2 protein-coding genes are annotated in these 13,489 nt (G+C 60.0%); one reads left to right on the top strand and one right to left on the bottom strand.

Annotated features, from left to right (window positions below; translation table 11 throughout):
* Positions 1-1,737, bottom strand: a complete 1,737-nt coding sequence (locus ACA048_RS16555) for a type I secretion system permease/ATPase (protein ID WP_497625389.1) — start codon at positions 1,735-1,737, stop codon at positions 1-3.
* Between the two features lie 672 nt (positions 1,738-2,409).
* Here ACA048_RS16555 and ACA048_RS16550 point away from each other — a divergent pair.
* Complete coding sequence (locus ACA048_RS16550) at positions 2,410-13,317, top strand: peroxidase family protein (protein ID WP_497625388.1); 10,908 nt, start codon at positions 2,410-2,412, stop codon at positions 13,315-13,317.
* The last annotated feature ends 172 nt before the right edge of the window (positions 13,318-13,489 follow it).

Genomic DNA, 13,489 nt, shown 5'->3' with positions numbered 1-13,489 from the left:
TCACTCCCGTGATTTGACGGAGGCCAGCGGAGTTGATGTGCCTGCAGGCATTACAGTGGCCTTGCGCAGCGCTGCGAATACTTCGTCTCGGGTGCCGAGCATCTGCACGCCACCGTCGCGCAGCATCAGCACCTGATCGACGGCGCAGAGCACGTTGGGACGATGGGAAATCAGAATGACGGTGGCGCCACGCTCCTTGAGTTTGGCCAGCGCATCGACCAGGGCCTTTTCGCCGACGTCGTCGAGGTTGGCGTTCGGCTCATCCAGCACGATCAGATTGGGCTCGCCATACAGCGCGCGGGCCAAGGCGATGCGTTGCTTCTGACCACCGGAAAGCGGGCTGCCATCGGTGCTCAGGCGAGTGTCATAACCTTGCGGAAAACGCAGGATCATCTCGTGCACTCCAGTGGTCTTGGCGGCGCGGATGACCGCATCGCTGTCCACTTCGCCAAAGCGCGCAATGTTGTCGGCGATGCTGCCCTCGAACAGCTCCACGTCCTGTGGCAGGTAGCCGAGCCAGGGGCCAAGTTCGCCCTTATTCCAATTGAATATGTCCGCGCCGTCCAGGCGCACCTTGCCGGCCTGTGCCGGCCAGACGCCAACCAGCAGGCGGGCAAGGGTGGATTTGCCCGAGGCGGATGGACCGATAACGCCAAGGCTTTCGCCGGGTACAAGGCTGAAGCTCACTCCGCGCAGAATGGTGTTGTTGGTTCCGGGAGAACCGGCATACACATTCTCCACCGCCAGCATGCCCATCGGCCGCTGCAGCGACATGCTCGGTGGCCGGCGCGGATAATCGCTCAGCATTTCGTTGAGCCGGCCCCAGGCCGAACGGCAGCCCAGCAGTTGTTTCCACGACGCGATGACTTGTTCCACCGGACCCAGCGCGCGGCCGGTGAGGATCGAGCAGGCAATCATCATCCCTGGGGTGATCTTGCCTTCGATCGCCAGCAGTGCGCCGGCGCCGAGGATCAGCGACTGCAAAGTGATACGTACGAAGCGTCCGGTGCTGCTGATCATGGCGGCGCGGTCGGAGGCCAGCGTCTGCATTTCCAGAATGCGCAAATGGCTTTGGTACCAGCGCTTGCCGATCGAGGGCAGCATGCCCATGGCCTCGATGACCTCGGCGTTACGCAGGTTGTTGTTGGCGTAGCTGGAGGAGGAAAGCGCGGCCTGATTGGCTTCGGCCAGCGGCTTCTGCGTCGCCTTCTCGGTCAGATAAGCCAGGCCCACCAGAATCAGCGAGCCGATCAGAGTGAGCAGCCCGAGCAGCGGGTGGATCAGATAGGCGATTAACAGGTAGATCGGTGTCCACGGCGCATCGAAGAAAGCGAACAGGCTATTGCCGGTGAGGAACTGACGAACCTGCGCGAGATCTTGCAGGGCCTGGGCCGGATTACCCCCGGCGCGGCTCAGGTTGCGCTCGAATGCGGCGGTGAAGATGCGCCGGTTGAGGTCCATGTCGAGGTTGTTGCCGACCCGGATAAGCATGCGGGTGCGGACCAATTCCAGTGTGGACATCAGCAAGAACAGGCCTATTACCAAAACGGTCAACATCGCCAGCGTCGTAACGTTGCGACTGACCAAGGCTCGATCATAGACCTGCAGCATGTACACGGCGGGCGTCAACATCATGACGTTGATGACGCCGCTGAACCCTGCCAGCGCGTAAAAACTGTGGCGCAGGCGAAAGAGCGCGTCGGCCAGTTCGGAACGGGTGCTCGGCTGCTTTTGCATCTGGATCTCCCCTTCGAAATGCCGGTTCCCTCCAGCTCTACAGCTAACGGTAGATGTATTTTTGTAGGCCGCTGGTCGACTCGCAGGCTGGTCACTCTATTGGCGATTCTTGCGAAATCTCTGCGGTGCTCCCGCAAGCAAAAGCGTAGGTCGTAGCGCAACACTCTGAAATAACATTTTGCTCTATAGCTGCTCTTAAAATTCCATAAGTCACGTAAAAACAGGCAGTTACAGGTCGAATGGCCGGTCGTCTGTTTTTGCGGCGTAAAATTGACATTCCTTTGCTATGGAACTTTAGTCTTAGTTATCGGGGGGGCCGCCTGCCTGGAGCTTGCCATTACTTTGGCAACGCAAGGCGCGGTGATTTTCCTGAAGGAGCAAAACATGTCGATCATTTCGTTCTATTGCAGAGTGACGGGGCCGTTCAGGAAGTTCTCCATTACTTCCAGTTTCCATGGCCCACCCACGTCTCCGATTTGCTCTGCCTGATCGTCCGGCGAGCACTACATTCCGCGAATTCCAGGTGCACATCCCGGGGAACGGCCTGGCCTTTTCCGCGCCTGCTCTCGCCAAAAAACAGAACTATAAAACTGCGCAAGCCAGCACCTGACTGGGCGTGGGTGGATGTTTATCGTCCCGTGCCTTTCTCCATATAGATCGAGGGCAATCCAAATGGCTAATTTCAACAAGGCGGACCTGGAATTCATCCTCAAGCAAATCTTCATCGCAGAGGCGCATGCCAATGGCACCAGCCTTATTGATTTGCTACCCAACAGTCAGGTGCCATTCGGTCTGCGCACCGTCGATGGCAGCTTCAACAACCTGGTCGCCGGACAAAGCGAGTTTGGCGCCGCGGACAATTCCTTCTTGCGCCTGCTTGATCCCCAGTATCGAAACGCGGCTTACGCAGGGACTGGGTCTGTGGTCGACCCGCAGCCACGGATTATCAGTAACCTGATCGTCGACCAGACCGCCAATAACCCGGCCGCAGTGGCGGCGAACGGCGGTTCGGCCCCGGTGATCAGTCCCGGTCTGGATGGCGTGTTCGGCACGGCCGACGACAAGGAAGTGTTCTTCATCCCCAACGTGTCGGCAGACGCCGGTCTGACCGCCGGTTTCAACTCGTGGATGACCTTCTTTGGCCAATTCTTCGACCATGGTCTCGACCTGGTCACCAAGAGCAGTACCGACGTCGTGTTTATTCCGCTGCAGCCGGACGATCCATTGTTCGTACCGGGCAGCCCGACCAACTTCATGGTGCTGTCACGTGCAGTGCGTACTGCCGGCGCGGACGGAATACTCGGCACTAACGATGATGGCCAGCCCAACACCACCTCGCCGTTCGTAGACCAGAGCCAAACCTACAGCTCGCACCCCTCGCATCAGGTGTTCCTGCGTGAATACGTAATCAACGCGGCAGGTGACCCTATTGCAACGGGGCGCTTGATTACCAACCGCGATCTTGGTCCCGATGGCAAATTTGGCACTGCCGATGATGGCGACGGAACAGATGGTGGTATGGCGACCTGGGCCGTGGTCAAGGCCCAGGCCCGCGACATTCTCGGCATCAACCTGACCGACGCCGATGTGCACAGCGTGCCGCTGCTGGCCACCGATGCGTATGGCAACTTTATCCGTGGGGCGAGCGGCATGCCGCAGGTGGTGATGCGCGTCAGCAACGGTGCTGACGGTATCGCGGGGACGGCTGATGACATCACTCAATTGGTCGAAGGCAACCGGGATGCTCCGATCAGCCTGGCCAACGCCGTAAGCGCCGGGCATGGTTTCCTCGACGACATCGCCCACAATGCCGCGCCAGTCGTCGTCGGCGGGGTTCTGCAAGCCGATGGTGACACCGACATCGGCAATGCGCAGCCAACTGACGGTCTTGGTAACAACCAGACCTATGACAACGAACTGCTCGACGCTCACTACATCGCCGGCGATGGCCGGGCAAACGAGAACATCGGCCTGACCACCGTGCACCATGTGTTCCACTCCGAGCACAACCGCCTCGTCGAGCAAACCAAGGAAACCATCCTGACCTCCGGCGATCTGGCCTTCCTCAATCAGTGGCTGATAGACGACGTCACCGCAATACCGACCACACCTGCCGCAATCGCAGCGTTGGTGTGGGACGGCGAACGTCTGTTCCAGGCCGCCAAGTTCGGCACCGAGATGCAGTACCAGCACCTGGTGTTCGAGGAGTTTGCGCGGACCGTTCAACCGCAGATCGACGGATTCCTTGCACCCAACGGGTATGACACCTCGATCAACCCGGCCATCCTCGCCGAGTTCGCCCACGTGGTGTACCGCTTCGGTCACTCGATGTTGACCGAGACCGTCGATCGCTTCGACCCCGCGTTCAATCCGCTCCTGACTGACCCGAACAACCCGGACTCGCAACTCGGCCTGATCGCAGCCTTCCTCAACCCGCTGGCGTTTGCCGGTAGCGGGGCGACTGCGGACGAAGCGGCAGGAGCAATCATTCGCGGTGTGACCCGTCAGCTCGGCAACGAGATTGACGAATTCGTCACCGAAGCGTTGCGCAACAATCTGCTCGGTCTGCCGCTCGATTTGCCGGCCCTGAACCTGGCGCGTGGTCGCGACACGGGCATCCCCACGTTGAATGAGGCGCGCCGTGAGTTCTATGCTGCAACCGGCGACAGCCAACTCAAGCCTTACATCAGTTGGGCTGACTTGGTGGACAGCCTCAAGCACCCTGAATCGTTGGTCAACTTCATCGCTGCCTTTGGTACGCATGGCACGATTACGGGGGCGTCCACGCTGGCAGGCAAACGCGCTGCAGCCTCGGCGCTGGTATTCGGTGGCGCCGGTTCGCCGGCTGACCGCCTGGACTTCCTCAATAGCACCGGTGCCTGGGCCAACATCACGCAGGCCGGCAAGGACGGGGTACTGGGCACTGCAGACGACCTGAAGGGCGTGACGATCACGGGCCTCGATGACGTCGATTTCTGGGTCGGTGGCCTCGCCGAGGAGAAAATGCCGTTCGGCGGCATGCTCGGCTCCACCTTCAACTTCGTGTTTGAAACCCAGCTGGAGGCGTTGCAGAACGGTGACCGCTTCTACTACCTGTCGCGTACAGCAGGCCTGAACTTCGGCACCGAGTTGGAAAACAACTCCTTTGCCAAGTTGATGATGCTCAACACCGATGTCACCCACCTGTCGAACACCGTGTTCCTGACACCGACGTTCACCCTCGAAGTGAATCAGGCCAATCAGTTCACGGGCCTTGGCGCAGACCTCAAAGCCGATCCAACGGGCGGCATCATGATCAACGGCGTGGAAGTCGTGCCGCTGGTGATCCGCGACAACCCCGACACCGTAGGTCCGGACAGTAATTATCTGCATTACACCGGTGAAGACCATGTCGTCCTGGGCGGTACTGCCGGCAATGACATCATCATTTCCGGTGAAGGCGATGACACCGTTTACGGCGATGAAGGCAACGACCGTCTCGAAGGCGGCGCCGGGAACGATGCGGTGCTTGGCGGCGCGGGCGATGACATCATCACCGACTCGTTCGGCGACAACCGTCTGGAAGGTAATGCCGGCAACGATGTGATCGTGGCCGGTAGCATGCTTGCTGCAGGCAACCTGATCCTGGGTGGAGATGGCCAGGACTTCATTGTCACCACTGAAGACATCACCACCACCTTCGGCGGTCGGGGTGACGATTTCATCCTCGGTGCCAAGACCAACCTGCCACCTACCGGCAACGAAGGTGATGACTGGATCGAAAAAGGTACCCAGGACGGTGCGCCTGGCGATAACGCTGCACCGTTGCTCACTGACGATACGATCGGCAACGATATCTTTGTCGGCGGTGGTGGCTTCGACGAAATGATCGGCGAGGGTGGCGATGACATTTTTGTCGGCAGCGATGCCCAGGACAAGATGGACGGCATGTCCGGTTTCGACTGGATAACCTACAAAAATGACGATTACGGCGTGACCGCTGACCTGTCCCTGGCCGCGCTGGCGCAGCCACACGGGAACGCGCCAAACCAGAACGCCGGGGTGTTCAATCCGGTCGGTGCTTCGCCGGCCTCGATACTCGACCGTTTTGCCGAGGTCGAAGGCTTGTCCGGTTCGAACTTCGCCGACGTGCTCAAAGGCGATGATGTCGATGCGGACACTATCATCAACCACGGTGGTGCCACGGGCAGTGCGCTGACCAATGTGGCGTTGATCCGCGGACTGGCGCAGTTTCTGTCCGATGCCGGTTTGCCAACCACCGGCTTTGCCACTGGCAACATCATTCTCGGTGGCAATGGCAGTGACCTGATCGAAGGTCGCGGCGGCGATGATCTGATCGACGGCGACAAGTGGATCAACGTCAGAATTGCGGTGTATGCCGCCGGCGACGTCAACCATACCGGGCCTGAGATCGCCTCCTTCGACAGCATGGTCGATATGATCCCGTTCATGCTCGACCGCACCTATAACCCAGGCCAACTCAAGGCTGTGCGGGAAATCCTGCCCGGCACCTCGACAGGCGGGGCGGCCTTCGACACCGCTATTTACTCCGGGGTTCAGTCCGAGTACACGGTGACTCGTGACACCCGCAATACGGCTGATGTTACGGACGATGTCTGGACGGTGGCAGACACCGTAGCCGGTCGCGACGGCACCGATACCCTGCTGCATATCGAACGCCTGCAGTTCGCCGATACCCAGCGAGTGCTGGTGACGGGGCTCAATAACCAACCGGTTAACAGTCCGACCATCGCGGATGGAAACGGCGGGGCAATCACGGTGGGCGACACGCTGAGAGTCAGCGTGGCCACGGTGCGCGATGCCGACAACATCGCGGCGGGTAATCCGACGGGTACGCTCAACAACTCCTCGGTGTCCTACTACTGGCAGTTCGAGGCAAATCCTGGCAGCGGCGTATTCGAGGACATCATCCTCTTGCCGGCTGGCGACCTGGCGTTCCAGAGTGCCGACGGCACTGCGTTCAAGGTCTCTCCGGACCTTGCCGGGCTGTCACTGCGGGTCAAGGCGATCTACCAGGATGCTCATGGCACGACTGAAATAGTGTTCTCGCAACCGACTGCCGTGGTGGCTCCCGGCGCGCCGGTTGTGCCGACGGCGCCGACACCTGTGGTCGATGCCACGGCGGGTGGCGAAGGCCTGCACATGGTCCGCTCCGACCTCAACTTCATTCTTGATCAGATCAAGATTGCCGAAGCTGAAGCGGACGGTCAGGACATCCTCTCGCTGATCCCGAATATCCGTGCGCCGTTGGGTCTGCGTGCGGTCGACGGGTCGAACAACAACCTGCTGAACCTCAATGGCCACAACAACACCCAATTTGGTGCTGCCGATAACGTCTTTCCGCGCTTGACCGATCCGGTCTTCAATCCAGCGGAAGGTGCTCCAGCCGGCTTCTTCGGCCCCGGCTCGCCAGCCATCCCGGGTTCGTCGTATGCGCAAAACAGCGGCTTTGTGTTTGACTCGCAACCGCGCACCATCAGTAATCTGATCGTCGACCAGACGTCGAACAACCCGGCGGCCTATGCCACGGCTTACGACCCGGGTGTGGACGGTGTGCTCAACTTCGGTGCGGCGGGTAACGACGATGTGCTCAAGGATGGTGTACGGATAGTCGCCAGCCCCGGCATGGATGGTCAGTTCGGTACTGCCGACGATCACGATGTGTACCTGTTCGAGAACACCACGGCGGATGCGGGCTTGTCCGCGCCGTTCAACGCCTGGATGACCTTCTTCGGGCAGTTCTTCGATCACGGTCTGGACCTGGTCACCAAAGGCGGTTCGGGCACCATCTTCATCCCGCTGCAACCGGATGATCCGCTGTATGTTCCAGGCGGTAGCGCCAACTTCATGGTGCTGTCCCGCGCGACCAACCTGCCGGGGGCGGATGGCGTTCTCGGCACGGCCGACGACATCCATGAGCAAACCAACACCACCACGCCGTTCGTGGACCAAAACCAGACCTACAGCTCGCACCCGTCGCACCAGGTGTTCCTGCGCGGTTATGAGCTGACCCCTGACGGCCCAATAGCGACCGGCAGGCTGATCACTAACGTTAACCTGGGGTTGGATGGCAAGTATGGCACCGCAGACGACACCGAAATCGGTGGTATGGCGACCTGGAAGGTGGTCAAGGCGCAGGCGCGTGACGTTCTCGGTATCAACCTGACCGATGCCGACGTCGGTAATGCACCGCTGTTGGCGACCGACGCCTATGGCAATTTCATCAAGGGGCCGAACGGCTTCCCGATGGTCGTGATGAAAGGTGCTGACGGGCTTGGCGGCACGGCTGATGACATTCTTGTCGAAGGCAATCCGCTTGCCCCCATTAGCCTGACCAATGCTGTGCGCACCGGTCATCAATTCCTCGTCGACATTAACAACAATGCAGCGCCGGTAATCGTCGGCGGGGTTCTGCAGGCGGATGCTGACTCTGATGTCGGCAATGCGCAGCCAACTGGCCCAGGCGGCACCAACCTGACCTATGACAACGAACTGCTCGACGCTCACTACATCGCTGGCGACGGCCGGGTCAACGAGAACATTGGCCTGACCGCCGTGCATGCGATCTTCCACGCCGAGCACAATCGGCTGGTTGCGCAAACCATGGACACGGTGCTCGATTCGGGTGACGTGGCCTTCCTCAACGAGTGGCTGCTCAATCCGGTGAACGCGTTGCCCGCCAACCAGGCTGAGATCGATGCGCTGGTGTGGAATGGCGAGCGCTTGTTCCAAGCTGCCAAGTTCGGCACCGAGATGCAGTATCAGCACCTGGTGTTCGAGGAGTTTGCGCGGACCATCCAGCCTCGGGTCGACTTGTTCTTCGCACCGACCCAAGTCTATGACGTCGACCTTGATGCCTCGATCGTCGCCGAGTTCGCCCACACCGTGTACCGGTTTGGCCACTCGATGCTGACCGAGACCGTCGATCGCTATGACGTGAACTTCAACGTGGTTGGCGATCCGAACAACACGAATCCCGATCAGCAACTCGGCTTGATCGCGGCGTTCCTCAACCCGTTGGCGTACGCCGCCAGTGGGGTGACGCCAGAGGATGCGACCAGTGCGATCATCCGTGGGGTGACTCGCCAGGCCGGCAACGAAATCGACGAGTTCGTCACCGAGGCGCTGCGCAATAACCTGCTCGGCCTGCCGCTCGACCTGCCGGCGCTCAACATCGCCCGTGGCCGCGACGTCGGGATCCCTTCGCTCAATGCGATCCGCCGCGACATCTACAACCAAACCGGTGATACCCAACTCAAGCCTTACAACAGCTGGGTCGACCTGGTGCAGCACCTCAAACATCCAGAGTCGTTGATCAACTTCATCGCTGCCTACGGTACGCATGACACGATCACGGCGGCGACCACGCTGGAAGGTAAACGCGCTGCAGCCATGTTGCTGGTATTCGGTGGTGCGGGTGAGCCGGCTGACCGTTTGGACTTCCTCAACGGCAGTGGTACCTGGGCCAACGTAACGCTGGCCGGCAAGGATGCGGTGCTGGGAACTGCCGATGATCTGAAGGGTGTGACGATCACGGGCGTCGATGCCATCGACCTCTGGATCGGCGGCCTGGCCGAAGAGAAAACTCCGTTCGGCGGCATGCTTGGCTCGACCTTCAACTTCGTGTTCGAGAACCAGCTGGAAAAACTGCAGGACGGCGACCGTTTCTACTACCTGGAGCGTACCTCTGGCCTGTCGATGAATGCCGAACTGGAAAGCAACTCGTTCGCCAAGCTGATCATGGCCAACACCTCGGCCACCCACTTGCCGGGCCTGGTGTTCTCGGACCCAGGGTTCTATCTGGAGGTGGACCAGAGCAAGCAGTTCAACGAAGGCCTGGGCAATGTCGATCCGCTTGAGGGCGGAGCGCAGGTGGTGTTCCGCGACAACCCGCTGACGGCAGGGCTGGACACTAACTACATCAAATACACCGGTGCAGAGCACATCGTGCTGGGCGGCACCAACGGCGCAGACATCCTCATCTCCAGTGAAGGCGATGACACGGTCTGGGGTGATGCCGGCAATGATCGCATTGATGGCGGTTACGGCAACGATCAGCTGCGCGGTGGCGCCGGCGACGACATTATTACTGACGTCGGCGGTGACGATAACATCCAGGGTGGCGACGGCAACGACGTGCTCCACGGAGGCAACGGCATCAACCTGATCATTGGCGGCTTCGGCAACGACTTCATCGTCACCGGTGAGGACGCTTCCGAGGCTATTGGTGGCCAGGGCAACGACTTCATCCTGGGCAGCAAAGCCAACGAGCAGGACATGGGTAACGAAGGCGACGACTGGATCGAGAAGGGCACTTCGGACGGTGCACCTGGCGACAACTTCGACCCGCTCGGCAACGATCCGGTGATCGGTAACGATGTGTTCATCGGCGGTAACGAGAACGATAAGTTCAACGCCGAAGGCGGTGACGACATCATGGTCGGCAGTCTCGGCTTCGGTGACCGCTATATCGGCGGCTCAGGCTACGACTGGGCGACCTTCAAGGGACTGGCCCAAGGCGTGACCATCGATTACAGCGACCGCTTTTTCGATGTGCCACCGGTACCGGGTTCAGGTGCCTCGGCGCTGGTGCGATTTGACATCGTGGAAGGTCTGTCGGGTTCGGCTCACGGTGACTTCCTGCGCGGTGATAACGAAGATTCCACTTCGCTGCCCACCGCGGGTGCAACCGGCAGTGTGTTGACCAACATCGGGCTGATCAATGGCCTGGCGGCTCTGCTGCCAGCCGGAGCTACGTTCTTTGACGGCGGCAACATCATCCTCGGTGGTAGCGGCAGCGACCTTATCGAAGGTCGCGGTGGTGACGACATCCTCGATGGTGACAAGTGGCTGAACGTACGCATCAGCGTAAGGGCGAATATTGATGGCACGGGTCCGGAAATCGCCTCGTTCGACAGCATGGAGCCGATGGTGCCGCTGATGCTGAACGGTACTTACAACCCTGGCCAACTGGTCATCGTGCGGGAGATTCTGAACGGCAGTAACAGCTTCGACACTGCGGTGTACTCCGGTATTGCGTCGGAATATAGCGTCTCTGTCGAGGGCAGCACCGTCATCGTGACCGATCTGGTCGCGGGGCGTGATGGTGTCGATCGGTTGACGGGTATCGAGCGTCTGCAGTTCTCTGACGTTTCGCAGTCATCCGGCGTTGGCACCGCCCTAAATAGCGACCCATCGGGTCATCTGGCGATCCTTGATGCGGACACCGGTCTGCGTGAGGATGCGCCGGTCGCTGGCCAGTTGCTGCGCGTCAGTGATGAGTCGGTACGGGATGCGGACAACGTCAGCCTGCTCAATCCGACCGGCGCGATTACCGGTGGGGTGGCTTACTACTGGCAGGTCGAAAACATTGCTGGCTCGGGCGTCTATGAAGACATCACCTTTGTCGCCGCTGGCGAGGCATCGCGGGCGATTGGCACCACCTATCAGGTGGCGGACGATGTAGCGGGTCTGAACATCCGCGTCCGGGCGGTGTATCAGGATGCCAAGGGCACGCTGGAGATCGTCGACTCGTCGGCGAACAATGCACCGACTGCAGGGCCGACAGTCACCGGGCTTCTGGTGCAGAACCAGGTGTTGACCGCTGACCCGTCGACCATCATCGACATCGATGGCCTGAGCAATCCGCAGTTCACCTTCCAGTGGCAGGCGACCAACGGGGTTAGCTTTGTCGACATCGTCGGAGCCACCGGTAACACGTTGACGCTTGGCCAGGATCAGGTCGGCGATCAGGTGCGTGTGGTGGTCAGTTACGTGGATGACTTCGGTGTGGCCGAAAGCATTGCGTCCGACCCTTCGGACCCGGTGGCCAACGTCAACGATGCACCGACAGGCGCGTTGCTGATCAGCGATACGACACCGAATCAAGGCCAGGTGCTGACCGCGCTGACTGCCGGGATTGTCGATGCGGATGGGCTGGGCGCATTCAGCTTCCAATGGCAGCAAGGTGCTGGCGCTACTTTCACCAACATCAACGGCGCGACCGCTGCGACCTTCACTCCTGGTGTGCCGCAGCTCAATCAGCAACTGCGGGTGATCGTGCGGTACACCGATGGCTTCGGTGCACTGGAATCGGTGACCTCTGCGGCGACGGCGGCGGTATTGATAGTGGGTGCGGTGCAGCAGGGAGACGCCCTGGCGAACACCCTTATCGGTACCGCGGCTAGCGATGTGCTTCTTGGCCTGGGCGGGAACGATACGCTCAATGGCCTGGGCGGTGTCGACCAGTTGGTTGGCGGCACTGGCGACGATTCTCTCAACGGCGGGGACGGCAACGACTTCCTGTTTGGTGAGGACGGCAACGACATCCTCATCGGTGGGCTCGGCGCGGATGTCATGAACGGCGGCGCCGGGAATGACGTCTTCGAGGTGACGGATGCTGGCGATTCAGTGATCGAGGGTGCCGGGGGAGGCGTTGACACCGTCTGGACTTCCCTAAGCAGTTACACCTTGGGCGACAACGTCGAGAACGTGTTCTTTGGCGGTATCGGCGACTCCACTGCGATCGGCAATTCGCAGGCTAACGTGATTGGTGGAGGGGCCGGGAATGACATTCTCATTGGTGGTGCGGGTGCTGACACGCTCATCGGCGGCGCCGGGAATGACGTCTTCGAGGTGACAGATGCCGGCGATGTAGTGGTCGAGGGCATCGGAGGAGGTGTTGACAGCGTCTGGACATCCCTGAACAGTTACACCTTGGGCGACAACGTCGAGAATGTGTTCTTCGGCGGTGTCGGCGACTTCACGGCGGTCGGCAATCAGTTGGATAACGTGATGGTGGGTGGAACCGGGAATGACATTCTCATTGGTGGTGCGGGTGCTGACACGCTAATCGGCGGCGCAGGGAATGACGTCTTCGAGGTGACGGATGCCGGCGATACAGTGATCGAGGGTGCCGGGGGAGGGGTTGATACCGTCTGGAGTTCCCTAAGCAGTTACACCTTGGGCCAAAACGTCGAGAACTTGTTCTTTGGCGGTATCGGCGACTCCCTTGCGGTCGGCAATCAGCTCAATAACGTGATTGGCGGAGGGGCCGGGAATGACATCATCCTTGGTGGTGCGGGTGCTGACACGCTAATCGGCGGCGCCGGGAATGACGTCTTCGAGGTGACAGATGCAGGCGATGTGGTGATCGAAGGCGTTGGAGGAGGTATTGATAGCGTCTGGACATCCCTGAACAATTACACCTTGGGCGCAAACGTCGAGAATGTGTTCTTTGGCGGTACCGGCAACTTCACGGTGGTCGGTAATGCGTCAGACAACGTATTCGCGGGTGGCATTGGCAATGACACCTTCGTGTTCAGCGCAGGTTTCGGAAACGATCAGATTAACGGTTTCGATACCAATCCCATCGGTGGCGGTCAGGATTTGCTCAATATTTCCGCATTCAACATCACGGCGGCGGCCTTTGCCGGTAGCGTCAACATCGCCGATGTCGGTGCGGATACCTTGATCACCATCGGAGCTGACTCCATCCGCCTGGTAGGTGTGGCCGACGCAACAACCGTTACTGCTACGGACTTCATTCTGGCTACTTGAGGTCCTGGTCAGTACTGCCGCAGGGAGCGCGGACAAAGGAGGGGAGGGCATTGGATGCCCTCCCTTTTTTTTGTGCGCCAGGCATGGCGCGTTGCGCGCAAGCGCAATCAGCTTGGCTGTGGTGGCCACGCTGGTGACTTGGAGGTGAAAGTCCTCTGCACACCCGGCAAGG

This window comes from Pseudomonas sp. LBUM1659 (assembly GCF_059716045.1).
The sequence above is the reverse complement of the archived record's forward strand: the minus strand, read 5'-3'. Positions and strand labels throughout refer to the sequence as shown.

What these genes read in the sequence shown, in the direction of transcription:
- ACA048_RS16550 (WP_497625388.1), top strand. Translation starts at nt 2,410, where the DNA reads ATGGCTAATTTCAACAAGGCGGACCTGGAATTCATCCTCAAGCAAATC.
- ACA048_RS16555 (WP_497625389.1), bottom strand. Translation starts at nt 1,737, where the DNA reads ATGCAAAAGCAGCCGAGCACCCGTTCCGAACTGGCCGACGCGCTCTTT.